Annotated in this window: 16 protein-coding genes; 8 read left to right on the forward strand and 8 right to left on the reverse strand. The window is 31.5% G+C overall.

All coding sequences use genetic code 11. The features are described 5' to 3' along the window. Window position 1 precedes the first annotated feature (1 nt). From ACYEKI_RS16625 to ACYEKI_RS16645, 5 genes are all read left to right on the forward strand, one after another. On the forward strand, window positions 2-586 hold the full coding sequence (locus ACYEKI_RS16625) for a GNAT family N-acetyltransferase (protein ID WP_459212331.1): 585 nt from the start codon (window positions 2-4) through the stop codon (window positions 584-586). Between the two features lie 19 nt (window positions 587-605). Next, window positions 606-2,411, forward strand: coding sequence for an IucA/IucC family protein (locus tag ACYEKI_RS16630; protein ID WP_459212332.1), 1,806 nt, complete (start codon window positions 606-608; stop codon window positions 2,409-2,411). Next, window positions 2,404-3,012: a nitroreductase family protein gene (locus ACYEKI_RS16635; RefSeq protein ID WP_459212333.1), complete on the forward strand. Its 609-nt coding sequence runs from the start codon at window positions 2,404-2,406 to the stop codon at window positions 3,010-3,012. Before ACYEKI_RS16630 ends, ACYEKI_RS16635 begins: the two co-directional genes overlap by 8 nt. Before the next feature lie 7 nt (window positions 3,013-3,019). Beyond that, complete coding sequence (locus ACYEKI_RS16640; protein ID WP_459212334.1) at window positions 3,020-4,114, forward strand: heparan-alpha-glucosaminide N-acetyltransferase domain-containing protein; 1,095 nt, start codon at window positions 3,020-3,022, stop codon at window positions 4,112-4,114. A gap of 172 nt (window positions 4,115-4,286) precedes the next feature. Beyond that, the gene (locus ACYEKI_RS16645) at window positions 4,287-4,742 is read left to right on the forward strand and encodes a nuclear transport factor 2 family protein (RefSeq protein WP_459212335.1); all 456 of its coding nucleotides are present in this window, start codon (window positions 4,287-4,289) and stop codon (window positions 4,740-4,742) included. 129 nt (window positions 4,743-4,871) lie between these two features. Here ACYEKI_RS16645 and ACYEKI_RS16650 read toward each other — a convergent pair whose 3' ends face one another. Both ACYEKI_RS16650 and ACYEKI_RS16655 read right to left on the reverse strand, forming a co-directional pair. Further along, the gene (locus ACYEKI_RS16650; RefSeq protein ID WP_459212336.1) at window positions 4,872-5,234 is read right to left on the reverse strand and encodes a biotin/lipoyl-containing protein; all 363 of its coding nucleotides are present in this window, start codon (window positions 5,232-5,234) and stop codon (window positions 4,872-4,874) included. A gap of 25 nt (window positions 5,235-5,259) precedes the next feature. Beyond that, a complete protein-coding gene (locus tag ACYEKI_RS16655) occupies window positions 5,260-6,279 on the reverse strand; it encodes a helix-turn-helix domain-containing protein (RefSeq protein WP_459212337.1) in 1,020 nt (339 codons plus the stop codon). 299 nt (window positions 6,280-6,578) lie between these two features. Between ACYEKI_RS16655 and ACYEKI_RS16660 the strand changes: the two genes are divergently transcribed. Continuing rightward, window positions 6,579-8,975: a TonB-dependent receptor gene (locus ACYEKI_RS16660; protein WP_459212338.1), complete on the forward strand. Its 2,397-nt coding sequence runs from the start codon at window positions 6,579-6,581 to the stop codon at window positions 8,973-8,975. Between the two features lie 13 nt (window positions 8,976-8,988). Next, on the forward strand, window positions 8,989-10,239 hold the full coding sequence (locus ACYEKI_RS16665) for a DUF4374 domain-containing protein (RefSeq protein WP_459212339.1): 1,251 nt from the start codon (window positions 8,989-8,991) through the stop codon (window positions 10,237-10,239). A gap of 164 nt (window positions 10,240-10,403) precedes the next feature. Here ACYEKI_RS16665 and ACYEKI_RS16670 read toward each other — a convergent pair whose 3' ends face one another. The 3 genes from ACYEKI_RS16670 to ACYEKI_RS16680 form a co-directional block, all read right to left on the reverse strand. Further along, window positions 10,404-10,550 carry a hypothetical protein gene (locus tag ACYEKI_RS16670; RefSeq protein ID WP_459212340.1) on the reverse strand — a complete coding sequence of 49 codons (147 nt, stop codon included), beginning with the start codon at window positions 10,548-10,550 and terminating at the stop codon, window positions 10,404-10,406. Window positions 10,551-10,652: 102 nt separating this feature from the next. Beyond that, window positions 10,653-11,177 carry a ferritin gene (locus ACYEKI_RS16675; protein WP_459212341.1) on the reverse strand — a complete coding sequence of 175 codons (525 nt, stop codon included), beginning with the start codon at window positions 11,175-11,177 and terminating at the stop codon, window positions 10,653-10,655. 92 nt (window positions 11,178-11,269) lie between these two features. Next, window positions 11,270-11,812 (reverse strand): flavodoxin, encoded by a 543-nt coding sequence (locus ACYEKI_RS16680; protein ID WP_459212342.1) that lies wholly within the window; start codon window positions 11,810-11,812, stop codon window positions 11,270-11,272. A 79-nt stretch (window positions 11,813-11,891) separates the two neighbouring features. On the opposite strand from ACYEKI_RS16680, the gene ACYEKI_RS16685 reads away from it, so the two are divergent. After that, window positions 11,892-12,248: a hypothetical protein gene (locus ACYEKI_RS16685; RefSeq protein WP_459212343.1), complete on the forward strand. Its 357-nt coding sequence runs from the start codon at window positions 11,892-11,894 to the stop codon at window positions 12,246-12,248. Here ACYEKI_RS16685 and ACYEKI_RS16690 read toward each other — a convergent pair. Genes ACYEKI_RS16690 through ACYEKI_RS16700 form a run of 3 tightly spaced genes read right to left on the reverse strand, consistent with a single transcriptional unit; the run spans window position 12,245 to window position 15,947 of the window. Continuing rightward, complete coding sequence (locus tag ACYEKI_RS16690) at window positions 12,245-13,240, reverse strand: ABC transporter ATP-binding protein (protein WP_459212344.1); 996 nt, start codon at window positions 13,238-13,240, stop codon at window positions 12,245-12,247. The genes ACYEKI_RS16685 and ACYEKI_RS16690 overlap by 4 nt on opposite strands. Continuing rightward, complete coding sequence (locus ACYEKI_RS16695) at window positions 13,241-14,908, reverse strand: ABC transporter permease (protein WP_459212345.1); 1,668 nt, start codon at window positions 14,906-14,908, stop codon at window positions 13,241-13,243. It abuts the gene before it with no gap. Then, complete coding sequence (locus ACYEKI_RS16700) at window positions 14,886-15,947, reverse strand: Fe(3+) ABC transporter substrate-binding protein (RefSeq protein ID WP_459212346.1); 1,062 nt, start codon at window positions 15,945-15,947, stop codon at window positions 14,886-14,888. Before ACYEKI_RS16700 ends, ACYEKI_RS16695 begins: the two co-directional genes overlap by 23 nt. Window positions 15,948-15,971: the final 24 nt, after the last annotated feature.

The raw sequence follows: 15,971 nt of genomic DNA on the forward strand, positions 1-15,971 counted from the left end.
TATGAATTCTACTCAAACTATTGTTTATTCTAGAGTTATTAAAGGTTTAGGTTGTATTCAACTTAGGCCATTAGACATGGATACAGATATCACTGTGATTCACGATTGGGTAAATAAACCTTATGCAAAATATTGGGGTATGCAGGATACTTCTTTGGCTTATGTAAAAGAACAATATCAAGAAATTGAAGACAATCCGTATCACGATACTTTTATAGGTGTTTTAAACGATACGCCTATCTTTTTAATGGAACGCTATAAAGCTTCTCAAGATCTTATCGCGCAATATTACGACGCTCAAGATGGAGATTATGGTATGCATATCTTAGTAGGTCCTCCAGATAATTATATCCCAAAATTTACCTGGCATGTTTTTACTACTATTATGTTTTTCTTATTTGATAATAAAACAACACAACGCGTTGTTGTAGAACCCGATATTAATAATCAAAAAATTCATCTACTTAATACTAAAGCTGGCTTTGTTTATCAAAAAGAAATTAAGCTTCCTCATAAAACCGCGCATTTAGCTTTTTGTACTTCAGAAAATTTCGCAAAAGCTTTTGACAAAGCACAAACTATTTAATTGATTAGCATATTCACAAATGGATCCCCACATTATTCAACATATACAACCAGAAGCTTGGAATTATAGTAATCGTATACACCTTTGTAAAGCTATAAGTGAATTCACACACGAATTACTTTTTGATCCTGTTGTTCTTAAAAAAGAAACACTCTGGACTACTTATACTCTAGAAGTACCTAATACTACTATAATTTATCAATTTAATGCCCGTAGATTATTTCTTGATCACTGGCATATTGATCCTTCAAGTCTAATTAAATTAGATGATACAACAGAACTTCCTTTAAGTTCTATAGATTTTATTATAGAATTTAAAGAATCTTTAGGTATTCCAGAGGCTTTACTTCCCACTTATCTTGAAGAAATAACGAGTACTTTATATAGTGCTGCATATAAATATCAAAACGAAAAATTTGATGTAAACGCACTGACTCAAGCTTCTTTTCAAGATATAGAACATGCCATGACCGATGGACATCCTTGTTTTGTTGCTAATAATGGTCGTATAGGCTTCAATGCACAAGATTATTTACAATATACTCCAGAAGCTGATACTACATTTCAACTTGTGTGGATAGCTGCTCATAAAGATCGTGCTGCTTATACTGCTATAGAATCATTACCTTATCAAACGCTTTTACAACAAGAGTTGGGTGATGAACTTATACAAGAGTTTCAACAAAAAATTAAAGATTTAAATCTAGAAGTAAGTAATTATATTTTTATGCCTGTACATCCCTGGCAATGGTATAATAAGATCATTCGCATCTTTGCTGCAGATATTGCTACGCAAAAGATGATTTATTTGGGATTAGGTGACGATCATTTTAGTCCTCAACAATCTATACGTACCTTATTTAATGCTTCTCATCCAGAAAAATTATATACAAAAACTGCCTTATCCATTCTCAATATGGGATTCATGAGAGGATTATCACCATATTATATGAGGAGTACTCCTAGCATTACTTCGTGGATTACAGACTTATTTCAAGAAGATTCCTATCTTAATGAATGCGGTTTTACTATGCTTGGCGAGATCGCTACAATAGGATATCGCAATCTTAATTATGAACCTTTAGGTAGAAGTGTTGCTCATAATAAAATGCTGGCTACGCTGTGGAGAGAAAGCCCTATTCATCTTTTAAAAGAAGGGCAACATTTAATGACTATGGCAGCCTTCTTACATCTTGATAGTCAAGGTAAGGCTTTGTTACCAGAACTTATTAAAGCTTCTGGGATTAGTACAGACGAATGGGTTCAACGTTATCTCAAATGTTATTTCAGTCCATTAATTCACTGTTTTTATGCTTATGAATTGGTTTTTATGCCTCATGGCGAAAACTTAATCATGTTAATGGAACACAATATTCCTGTAAAGGCTATTATGAAAGATATTACCGAAGAGGTTATTGTGTTTAATGAGGCTTTGGAGCTTCCAGAACATGTACAACGTTTATATACCAAAGCTACAGACGAGACTAAAACCTTATCGATCCTTACCGATGTATTTGATTGTTTCTTCCGTTTTATGGGAAGCATTTTTGAAACACAATCTACTTATACTCAAGAGCGATTCTGGTATCAAGTAGCCCAATGCATTTTGGATTATCAAAAACAACATCCAGAATTTGAAACCAAATATGAGCATTATGATCTTTTTGCTACAAGCTTTAAACGTTGTTGCTTAAATAGATTACAACTCAAAAATAATATGCAAATGCTTGATCTAGCAGATCCTATAGAAAGTTTGCAATTTATAGGAGCATTAGAGAATCCTATTGCTCAATACCAACCTAAACCGCATATACATCATGCTTGATATTTCAGCTTTGATTCGCAATCGTAAAACTGTATATGCGGATTCTTATATTGATAAAGAGATTCCTAAAACACTAATCGAAGAGTTGATTACTAATGCGCTTTGGGCTCCCACTCATAAACATACCGAACCATGGCGATTTATTGTTTTAGGTACATCTCATCGCAAAGCTTTTGGCAAGTATATGCTCGAATTTTATAAAGATAAACTACCTATCAATAAGTATCCTCCATCTCGTTATGAAGGTACTTTACAATATCCTAAAAATGCTACTATGATTGCTATTATCATGAATCGCAGTCAACGTATCGAGATACCAGAATGGGAAGAAATAGCGGCTGTTTCTTGTGCTGTACAAAACTTATGGCTTTCGTGCACTGCTCATCAAATCGGTTGTTATTGGGATAGTTGTGAAGCTGCTATTGCATATGGAAATCAACTTGACTTAAAACCTTCTGAACGTTGCTTAGGTATTTTTTATATGGGATATTATAACGAAATACAAACGCCTACAAAACGTAAACGTAGAAGCCTACAAAAAAAATTGAGTTGGGATAATGACTCTTTAATTACATATCAGAATAAAAAAACACATTTATAACTTCATTATGAATACTAATCGAATTTTAGCCATTGATTTCGGAAGAGGCTTTAGTGTTTCTCTACTTGCTGTGGTACATACCTTATGGATGTATGCAGATTTAAATACTCAAGAGCATTCAGCACTAGGACACTTTGTTCATTTTATGGGACGGGGGACTCCTGTTTTTCTAGTTACTATGGGGGTTTCTTTTATGATTTCTAGAAACCAAAGTATGTTAAGCGCTATTAAACGTGGTGGTATCATTCTCGCTGCTGCTTTTTTTATGAACTTCTTAAAGTTCATCTTCCCCATTTTATTAGGTTTTATGCCTGATTCTTTTATCAAAGCGTATGGCTGGGATCCTTCAATACCACTTAATGCTGGACAATATTGGTATCTTTTACAAACAGGTGATATTTTACAACTTGCAGGTGTTTCTTTAATCTTTATGGGACTAATCCGCGGTTTAGTCAAAAATAAATATATCCTTTTCCTTATTGCTCTACTTATTGCTGCTGTTTCTAGAGAAGTTAGTGGTTTGAGATTAGGCATTGAAGGTTTAGATTATTTATTGGATTTATTATGGGGTAGTCAATACAATGTATATTTCCCTGTTTTTCCTTGGTTATCGTTTATTCTTATGGGAATGTTTTTTGGTAAAATTTATTTAGAAAACAACCAAGATCAAAATGCTCTTTTTAAATCCATGTTTTTGTGGGGGGTATTATTGATTGCTGCTGGAGCCCCATTAGTCTATACTAATGAAGCTTATCACTTTAATGATTTTTTCCATATGGGTCCTGGAGGCGTTATTTATTTTGCAGGTTGGAATTTTACAGTTATTAGCTTTTTTCATGTTTTAGTTACTAAACTACCCGACAATCCCATCTTTAGGTTTTATAATTATTGTAGTAAACATGTTACTTCTATCTATATCATTCAATGGGTACTTATATGCTGGGGTATGGGAATATTTGGTTTTCAAAACGCTAATCAATCTACCGTATTGATGTTAATGATTGTCTTTTTAACCCTAACTTTTTTAACGCGTTATACTATTGACAAAATTTTAATTTTCTTTAAAAATCGGAATAAGAAATCCCGCTTAGCTGTGGGATAGTTTATATTCAATTCAGTTCTATTTATTACTCAGGAAAGGATAAAGCGATAACGTTTTATCCTTTCTTATTATATAATCTCTATTTATTATTTGAACTAGTTCAATTTTTTCTCATTCATAAACTAGCACCTTTGTCATCATAAAACAATTACCCATTTAAAGCCTTATTACAATGAATAAAATATCATTTATGATACTCATAGCAATTTCTTTTATTGGGTGTCAACCTCAACATGACCATATGAATTTAGAAATCATAAAAAGCACCTATGAAGGTAAAAATTCTGCCGAAAATGCAAAAAACTTAATGTCACATCTTGCTGATACAGCTTCATGGACAGAAGCTGCAGGTTTTCCTTATGCAGGGACATATATAGGTGCTACAGAAATTAAAAAAAATGTTTTTGATCGTATCGCTCAAGATTGGACAGATTACATTTTTAAAGTAGAAGGTTATGTTGCTCAAGGTGATACTATTGTTGCTTATGGAACCTATACTGCTACTTATAAAAAAACAGGTAAGTTTTTTAAAGCACGAGTTGCTCACTTATGGAAACTTAAAAATGGAAAAATCACAAGTTTTGAGCAATTTGTCGATAGTAAGATGGTTACAGATGCTATGGACTAGTAATTGCTATGATACTATTGTAGGTATTTAATTTAGACTTATTCAAACTCCGGTCGTCAAAAAACGATCCATTACTACCTACATTAAAAAAGGAGTATTTTTAAGAATACTCCTTTTGTATTATCTTATTTAAATTCCTTCTATCTTACATATTACAGTTCCTACTGGCACATTTTCTTGACAAGGTAATAGATATACTACTTTACCTGTATAAAAAGCCTCAAACTCCATTGTAACCTTATCTGTACTTACTTCAACTATAATATCTCCATATTGTACAATATCTCCTACTTTTATTAGCCATTTATCTATACTAACTGTAGACTTTTTTTCATCAAATTGTGGTATAGTTATTTCTGCTATTTCACCTGTTGACAAAATACTTTCTGGTGGAACTTCTTCCTTTTTTAATGGTTTAGGAGGATACTCATCGTATTCTCTATCTATTTTTATAAAAAATTCAGAGATACTTTTTAGTACTTTTCGTATCATTTTGATTGATTTTTTGCTAATATAATCAATCAAATTGAGGTTGATGAGCAAATGATTTACGATACGCTTTGGGAGTAAGATTCATTTTCTTTTTAAATGCAGCCGTAAAATGTGTAGAGTTTTTATATCCTACTATTTCAGAGATTTCATAGATAGGTTTGGTACTGTGTTTCAATAACTTTTTGGCCTTATCCATTCTTAAGTCTGTAGTATATTCGAATATAGTTTTCCCAAAAATTCTTTTAAATTCTTTTTTTAGAGCAAAATCATTAATTCCTGTTATTCTAGATAATTGAATTATTGAAAATTGGGCTGTAAGATCCGACGCTATAATGCTCTCAACTTCGTATATTTTCTTGACCATATGATCCGTTCTAAACAACTCTTCTCTTCTAGTTGTGGCATTATCCATTTTTAAAGCTAATAATTCTAAGACCTTAGATTCAAGAAATAATCGCTTTGATAATCCATTATAGTTCTCTGATAACAATTCTGTCAAGATATCTTGTGTTTTTGAACAATAGGGTTTTATAAATTCTTTTTGTAAATGTTGTAATGCGTAACGATTAGTTAAATATGTATTTTCTTTAAGTTTATGTTTTTTCATAAACTTTTCGTCCATTCTAATACGGATTTCCTTTATCGGTTTATTTTTATGATAACAGAAATCACCAACAATATCCTGTAGATAAACCAAATAACTTTCTTGACTTTCAAAAATAACATCTGTAGTTCTGTCAGAAAGTTTAATAATTTGTTCTCCTTCTATTAAAAACGAAAGTTCTAATATATCTTCTTTATTCCTTCCTTTTATACACAAGTCATCTATTAAGTGTACATCTATGACCCCTATATATAACCCATCAAAATAATAATACTGATAGGTACCATTACCATATTTTGGATCAAAATTAAATTCTTTGGTATGTACCCCATCATGTTCAAATGAGCGAATCAGATTTGTTTCTTTATCAAGAAAACCTTTATCTGCTGTTACCTCTTTAGAATCAATTCTATATATATTACCATCAGCATTATCTTTCATTTTTAAGTCCTCTCTTTTATCACTAAAAAATTATTTTATTTAGACCAAATATAAATAATGATTTATAATTACGTACTTCCCTCATCTCATCTTATCTAGTTAATACTTCAATTAAAAAACACAAATGTGCTATATAACAAGCCTTTGTAATTATCGCTATATGGCATTACCGTAAATCAAAATTCAAATTGCGTCTTTTTTTATCCTATTCACGTCATTTTATTTTGGATTTAGCCAGTACTTTTGCCTTGTTTATTTAGATCAAATATAAATAATTTTTACTATCATAAATCGATCAAATGATTTTATTTACTAAGAAGACATGCTTCGTCTTCATAGCTTTTTTTTGGAGTGTGTTACTCCATTCGCAGAATACGGTTTCAGGAATAATTTTGGATACTTCTTCTACTCCTTTAGTAGGAGCAACAATTACTGTAAAAGAACTTAAAAGTGCAGGTAGTGTTACTGATTTTAATGGTAAATACCAATTAACACTTCCTGATGGTACTTATACTATTAGTATTTCTTATATAGGTTTTAAAACTTTTAATACTACTATTCATTTAAAAGATGGAGAACAACGTACACTTAATGCTACACTTAAAGAAGATCTTAACCAATTAAGTGATGTCGTCATTATAAGCAAATCGGCTTCGCAAATTACAAGAGAACAAGCCTATGCTGTACAGAGTATTTCTACAGAAGATTTAAAAAATACCAGTGTAGATTTAAGTCAAATTCTTAATACCTCTTCTGGTGTTAATGTACGCCAAGCAGGTGGTCTGGGATCAGATACTCAGCTTTCGTTAAATGGATTATCTGGTAATCAGGTTCGTATTTTTATTGATGGTGTTCCTATGGATTATTTTGGTTCTTCACTATCCTTAAATAATTTTCCTGCAAACCTAGTAAGTTCTATCGATACGTTTAAAGGTGTTGTTCCTATTCATTTATCATCTGATGCTCTAGGTGGTGCTATTAATATTGTAACTAATAAGACTGCAAAAGATTTCTTAGATGCTTCATATACTTATGGTTCATTTAATACTCATAGAGCTGCCGTTAATGGACAATATAGAGATGAACAATCAGGTTTTATGGTTCGTTTAAAATCTTTCTATAACTATTCTGATAATAACTATAAAAATCGTGTTAAGCTATTTGATATAGATAGTGGTAAAGAAGATGATTTTTATACAGAAGTTGAGCGTTTTCATGATGCCTATGAATCAAAAATGCTTTGGTTAGAAACTGGATTGGTAAAAACCAAAAATATAGATGAGTTAATCATCGGAGTGTTATATTCTGATAATTATAAAGAAATTCAACAAAATCCTTCGGCGCTTGGTACTTCAAAAACACCTTTTGGAGAAGTCACATCCGAAGATGAAAAATGGATTGGAAATCTTTCCTTTAAGAAGAATAATCTCTTTACAGAAAACTTAAACTTATCTTCATATTTTACAGTTGTTAATGCCAAAGAAACCTATACAGATATAGGTAATGATCGTTACTTCTGGGATGGTACATTTGAAGAAGATGTATACATTGGTCGTGGTGAGTTAGATACCAATAAATCGTTATTTGAATTGGATCGTCTTAACCTATTGGCCAATGTAAATACAGAGTACCAAATCACTCCACATCACAATATTGCTGTAAACTACTCTTTAAATCAAGTACGTTTAGAAGGTGAAGATCTTTTTAGTGATGCTAAAAATGCACAATTTGGTGAACCTAGTACTGTGAGAAAACAAGTTGCTGGTTTTTCTTATACCAATGCTGCTTTTGACCAAAAGCTTAAAACTACCGCTTTTATCAAAAATTATTTCTATAACCTAAAAGCATATACCGCTAATCAATTCACTGGAGATAATCGTGAAGAGTTTACCGATAATCAAACGCATTTTGGGTATGGTATCGCTTCTACATATTTCTTTTCAGGAAATGCTCAAGTGAAATTATCTTTTGAAAAAACGTATCGTTTACCTGAAGCTGTAGAATTGTTCGGTGATGGTTTATCTATTTTTCCTGCTATAGATCTAAGACCTGAAGAAAGTAATAATTTTAACCTAGGAAGTCGTGTAGATTTTAACTTAGGAGCTACTTCTTCTCATGAGTTAAAAACAGATCTTAATTTGTTTTTAAGAGATTCAAAAAACTTTATTCGACTTGAACGTCGTGGAGCAAGAGGTTTTTATCAAAATCAACAAAGTGTACTTACCAAAGGAATCGATTTTGGTATTCAATACAATTATGATAAACATTACTTCTTAAGTGTAAACGGTACTTATCTAGATCAAAGAAATAACAACGATAGTGCAAAAGGTCAAGGAGGTCAAGAAGATTTTCAAAATGGTCAACGTATTCCTAACCAACCTTACTTATTTGGAAGTGCTATTGCTACCTATAGAACAAAAGAATTATTCAATTCTCATGATTCATTCTCGGTATCCTTAATCAATAATTATACTCATGAATTCTCTTTTAACTATGAGAATACAGGAGATAGCAATAAACCTATAATTCCATCACAATTCACTAATGACTTTGAATTAGTGTATGGATTATATAATGGAAAGTACAATCTTTCTTTTAATGTCGTAAATGTTTTTGACAAACTTGTTTATGACAATTTAAATCAACAAAAAGCCGGAAGGGCATTCTATATCAAAGCCCGATATTTTATAAATTAAATTAACACCCGATATGATTAATCTAAAAAAAGTTTTATTCACAGCTTTACTTGCTACAAGTTCGCTATTTATTGCTTGTAGTAGTGATGACGATTCTGGTAGTGAACCACAAGTCATTGACAATTCTCCAAAATTCTTTGTTGGAGTTGAAGGAACAGATGGAAAAGATGTATTAGCTCCTGCAGAAAGCTTAACCGAAGGAGTTATCACTCCTATTAACAACGGAATTGTACAACCTGCATGGATGACTTTTGTGAATTTAGGAGACGCTATTGTTGCTCAAGGGTTTTCTTCTGACAACGAAATGAAGCTTTACAAAAAAGTTAATGGTGAACTGCAAAATACGGATAACTTATTCACAACATTGGCTCCATTTGCAATGGCTGACGCAGGTGATAATAATTTTATTGCAGTAGCTTCTGCTAGAGAAGGAAACTCTGATAGAGAAATTTATTTAATTGACAAATCAAGTTTTGCGATAACAAAAACTGTTCAAACAAAAATTGATGAGATTACAGCCGAAGATTTAATTGCTTTCCCTACTGGTGTTGCTGTAAACGGAAATAAATTATTCATCACATATTACTTTATTTCTACTGGTACAGGAGGTTCTAGTGCAGCTATAGCTAAAGAAGCTAAGATTGCAGTATACTCTTATCCTGAATTAAATTTTGAAAAAATAATTACAGATGATAGATCTCCATCTTTAGGAGTTTATGCTGGAACTGGAGCTCTTATCAAAGCTGATAATGGTGATCTTTATACTTACTCTAGTGCATCTTCTATTTGTGGGTTTATCCCTGCTCCTGCATCACCGTCTAGTATTTTAAGAATTAAAAATGGTACTTCAGATTTTGATACTTCTTACCATTTTGATTTCCAAACTGTAAGTGGTGGATATAAAATCAACGATATGTTATATGCTGGAAATGGTAAAGCTATTGTACGTATGTTCCAGGAACCACCAGTTGTTCCTCAAGAATATTTCTGGGCTGCTTATGCTCCTACTATTGATCAAAATGTAGCTGCTTTAACTTTAGGTGTTGTTGATTTAGAAGCAAAAACTGTTACTCCTATAGATGGTATTCCTGCTCATGGTGGAGCTTGGGGAATTGCTAACTTAGTAAGAGACGGAAAAGTATATATCAATATCAGTCACTCAAACGAAGCTGCTGTATACGTAATAGACCCAGAAACTGCAACTGCTGAAAAAGGTGCAACTATTCAAGGTAATTATGCTAAAGGAATCTTCTATTTAGATTAATGTTTAATCTATATCTTTTCAAAACATCTTATATTAATTATAGGATGTTTTTTTTATTTCATGCTTTTAATAAATGTGATATAAAATTAATCAAACATAAAAAAGGAGTACTTCATCAAGTTAATGAAGTACTCCTTTTTTATAGTTTTTATCAGTATTACTTTTTATAATTTAGGACACCTTTTACAATTAGTTTTTCCTTTCTTTTTGTATTTCTTACAACATTTTTTCTTTTTATCTCCACACTGCATTGCACATCCCGAATCAACAATAATACAAGGTGTCGCTACTTCATTTTGAAATGTAATCATACTTATTCTTATTTATACCAATTATAAACAGGGGCAAATATATAAAAAAAAGGTTCTAAAATATTATTTAGAACCTTTTTAATTAAAATAAATTTCTTTGTACTAGTTATTCTCTTCTGCTGGTAGCATTTTATTGATATCTCTATCAAACATATAATGTCCAGACTTATCGTCTCCTATAATTTTTAACTTGTCTAATAAGGTACGAGCAGATGCTTCTTCCTCTAATTGTTCAGCAACATACCATTGCATAAAATTATGCACATTATAATCTTTGTGTTCTAAACACTGAAAGATAACATTATTGATTTGTTGCGTTACAAACTCCTCGCTACTTAAAAAAGTTTCAAACAACTCCATTAAAGAATGGAAATCATCTTTTGGTTTTTCTATGGCTGGTATGACTGCTTTCCCTCCTCTTTCATTGATAAACTTAACAAGCTTAGTCATATGTACACGTTCTTCTTCAGACTGCGTATAAAAAAATTCTGCGATTCCGTTATACCCATTAACATCTGCCCAACATGCCATTGATAAATACTGTGCTGAAGCTTTTGCTTCATGTTGTATTTGATCATTCAGTGATTTTTCTATTTCAGGTATCATACTATATTTTTCTATTTTCATTTTCTCCATCTAAAAGTACATAAATTCTCCATGAGAGGGTTTATTTTTATTCGTATTCTATGAGTTTTTAGCTTAATTTATAGTCAGACTATTTAAGCCTTAACTAAGTTTTTGTCTTTAATTTCTTCTATTTCTTTTTTAATAGCTGTTACCCAGGTTTCTAATCGGTTTGCAGTAAGATCAGATTCATTATCTTCATCCAATGCTAGACCGTAAAAGAAATCTTTATTTTTTAAAGCCTTTGATTCAGAAAAATCATAACCTTTGGTAGACCATTCTCCTATGATATGTCCTCCATTATTTAAAATCTCTTCGGCTAGAATTCCTATTCCGTCTACAAAATATTCACCATAACCTATTTGATCTCCTAGCCCATATATTGCTACTGTCTTACCTGTAAAATCAATTGTTTTAAAATCGTCAAAGAAGTCTTCCCAATCACTCTGTAAATCTCCATCATACCATGTAGACAATCCTAAAATTAAAAAATCAAATTCTTTAAAATCAGCCTTAGTTAATTGATTACATTCGATTACTTTAACTTCTCCACTCTCCCAATATTCAACCAACTCATGTGTTACTTCTTCTGTACAACCTGTATCAGAGCCATAAAAAATTCCTATATATGGATTCATTTTAATCTTTCTTTCAAAGATATAATTTTTATTTAGAATTAATAAAAATAATTTATTTTTGTAGTCAAATAAAAAAGATATGCTAAATCAAGTTCATACTATATATAAAAATACCATAGGGATGTCTTATCAATGGAATTCATTTTTTGATCCTTCATTACCTATTCAATTAAAAATCGCTGAAGTTTCTTTTGAAGTCTCTATTTATGATCTTAAAGACTTTTTAAATGCATTACAAAATACTTCAAGTCTCAATTGTAAATGTACTACATGTGATCGTAACTCTAGATGTAAGGCCATTCAATTTAAGCAAGGACAAACCGAAATTAAAATTCGTGTAAATGCTAATGAACTCAATGATATCTGTGACCTAATTCAAGGTACATTATTTCAGTTAGAACTAACGGATCTTTTATCTACACTCGAATTACATTAATTAGTTTCAAAAACCAGTAAGTTTTTAGGATTAAAACCTATCGTTAATGTTTCTTGTTTATATTTTTTAGGAGCATGTATCATAAATTGATTACCATTTGAAGTGATTACTTCTATTTGATAATATTCTCCCATAAACTGTACTCTTTTTAGTTGTACCTCAAGTTGATATTTTGTAGTTTTTTCAATCTTGATATCTTGGGCTCTTAAAGCATAATGCTTATTAGTTTCTGGAGTAAAACCAAACTCTTCTAGTACATTATTTTTTAACTCTATGATCGTACCAAATAAAGAAGCTACATAAGGTGTATCTGGTTTTTTATAGAGTGCTTTTGCTTTATCTTTTTGGATTAGTTTTCCTTTTTTTAATACCATAATTCGATCAGATACAGCTAAAGCATCCTCGGTATCATGTGTAACAAAAATGGCGGTAATTGCTGTTTTTTTTATAATCTCAAAAATCTCATTACGCAATTGTTCTCGCAACATGGTATCAAGATTACTAAATGGTTCATCAAGAATCAATAACTCTGGTTGTGGTGCTATCGCTCTAGCCAAAGCTACACGTTGTTGTTGTCCTCCTGATAATTGATGTGGATATCTTTTTTCATATCCAGCTAGTCCTACTAAGTTTAATACCTCTGCAATTCTTGCTTCTTTCATTGTTTTATCCTTGATCCCATATCCTACATTTGCTGCGACAGTAAGATGTGGAAATAAGGCATAATCTTGAAAAACTAATCCTACATTTCTTTTTTCTGGAGGTACCATTGTTTCTAATGATGATATTACCTCTCCTTTTAATTTAATAACTCCATAATCAGGAGTTTCTAATCCTGAAATTAAACGAATTAAAGTAGTTTTTGCACTTCCGCTTTCTCCTACAATAGCAATTACTTTTCCTTGCTTAATTGTAAAAGAAACTTGATCCAAAGCCATTGTTTTTCCTTGATCAAATGATTTGCTCAACGTAGTAACTTCTAATAAATTCATTTATTTAGTTATTAATTTATTCAAAAAAATCACAGGAAGAATTCCTGTAATAATAATCAATAATGATGGTAATGCCGCTTCCGCAATTAATTCATCACTTGCATATTCATATGCTTTAACAGCTAGAGTAGATACATCATAAGGCTTTAATATCAATGTCAATGGTAATTCTTTCATTACATCAACAAAAACCAATAATAATCCGCTTATTACTCCTTTTTGTATCAAAGGAAAATTGATTTTAAAAAAAGTTTTAATATTACTCTTTCCTAAAATCCTAGAAGACTCAGCTAATCGATCTCCTATTTTTAATGCATTCGCCTCTATGGGATTATATCCTACAGCAAGAAACCTCACCATATAAGCATAGGTAAGTCCTATTATCGTTCCATTAATAACTAATCCTATATTATGATCAAATGCAGCAGCAATCATTCTATTTAACCATTTGTCTATTATCAAGGTCGGAATCATCACTCCTACTGCAATTACAGCTCCCGGAATTGCATATCCTAAAATACTAATCTTAGTAAGATTTTTAATCAACTTTAATTTATTCCATTTTGACATATAAATCAATCCTAGAGCAAATCCTACGGTAAGTACTGCTGCTAATAATGCTATACTTAAGCTTTGTAATGAGATACTCATAAAATCCCAAGAGAATACTGTTGTAAAAGTCAAGCTTGCCCAATATAACAGTTGTAGTACAGGAATGATAAATCCTAATACAGCAGGAATACTAGCTAAAAAGAATAATAGCCATCGTTTTTTCTTGGTCGTGTTTTTTCTTTTTAAAATCACATTATTCTTGATATCATTATGATAACCTATTTTACGGCGTTGCCATTTTTCGATCATAATCAATCCAAAAATAATAGTTACCAAGATCGCAGATAGGTAAACAGCTGTTTCTGGTTCTTCTAAAGCAAACCATGCTCTAAAAATTCCTGTAGTAAATGTACTTACCCCATAATATTTGGCAGCCCCATAGTCGTTAAGCACTTCCATTAAAACCAAAATCAGACCACCTATTATTGCTGGCCTAGCTAATGGTAATATTAATTTAAAAAAAGTTTTAAACTCTCCTACACCTAGCAGTTTTGATGCTTCGATAAGATTATTGGCCTGTGTAAGAAAAACGGTTCTTGCACTTACGTATACATATGGATATAATGATAAACTCAAGATAAGAATCAATCCTGATACATTCATTATATCTATTTTAGGCAATGTAGTTCCTACGGTTCTAAAGAGTAATTCTAATGTACCTCCATAATCAAAAACTCCAGCATAACTATATGCTGTAATATATGATGGAATTGCTAGAGGTAATATGAGTAGCCATTCTAATTGTTTTCTATACGGGAATTCATATCTAGAAACTATCCATGCAGCACTTACTCCCATAAGTAATACTAAAGTTGTACAACCTATGATGAGAAGACTGGTGTTAGTAAGGTATTTTGGTAATAGGTTTTTAACTATATGATCCCATGTTTCACCTGGACCAGAAAATAGTTTAAAAAATATGGTAAGTATGGGTATTGCTATAATAAAAACAATGGTCAATGTAGTTATTGACCATTGATTTATATCTCTTTTAAAGCGTTTGATACTATTCGAAACCGAATAGATTGTATTTTTATTGCCAGCCTGCTTCGTCAAAAGTAATTACTGCTTTTTTATTGTTTTCTCCTAATTTTGCCAAAGGTAAAACATCTTCTTTAAATGCTCCCCAAGAAGTTAATAATTCAGATGCTTTTACTTCTGGATTTACAGGATATTCATAATTTGCAGTTGCAAACACTTCTTGAGCTGCTTTACTACTTAAAAACTCAATAAACTTAATTGCATTTTCTTTATTAGGTGCATATTTTGCAACACCAGCTCCACTCACATTAATATGTGTTCCTCTACCATCTTGATTAGGGAAGAAAATACCAACTCCTTCTCCTGCTTTTACTTCTTCAGGATTCTTTGAGTTTAATAATTTTCCTATATAATACGTATTAACTACAGCTATATCACCTTCTCCACCTACAACAGCTTTTACTTGATCTCTATCATTTCCTTTTGGAGTTCTAGCCATATTAGCTACCATTCCTTCTGCCCAAGCTTTTGCTTTCTCTACACCATCATGTGCGATGATAGAAGCTAGTAATGATTGATTATAAATATTGCTCGAAGATCTAATCAATATTTTCTTTTTCCATTTATCTGAAGTTAATTCTTCATAAGTAGATAATGCTTCAGGCTTTACTCTATCCTTTGCATACACGATTACACGAGCTCTCTTTGTTAATGCAAACCATGCATTATCTGTATCTCTTAAATGAGCAGGAATATTTTTATCTAAGGTAGTAGAAGTTACCCCTTGTAATAAACCTTTATCTTTTGCTCTTACCAAACGTCCAGCATCTACCGTAATTAAAACATCTGCAGGTGATTGTTCTCCTTCTGATGTCATTTTTTGCATTAGCTCATCTGCCTTTGCATTTACTACATTCACTTTGATACCTGTTTCTTTTTCAAACTGAGCAAACAACTCTTGATCAGCAGCATAATGTCTATGTGTATATACATTTACTTCTTGAGTTTTTGTTACTACTGGAGCTTCTTCTTTTACTTCAGTTTTCTTATCTGTCTTGCATGATATCGCCATAAAAAAGACGCTTACCAATACTAAATACTTCGTTATTGACATTCTGTTATAGTTTTTATGTTTGCA

This window comes from Aquimarina rhabdastrellae (assembly GCA_947387485.1).
GTDB lineage: Bacteria > Bacteroidota > Bacteroidia > Flavobacteriales > Flavobacteriaceae > Aquimarina.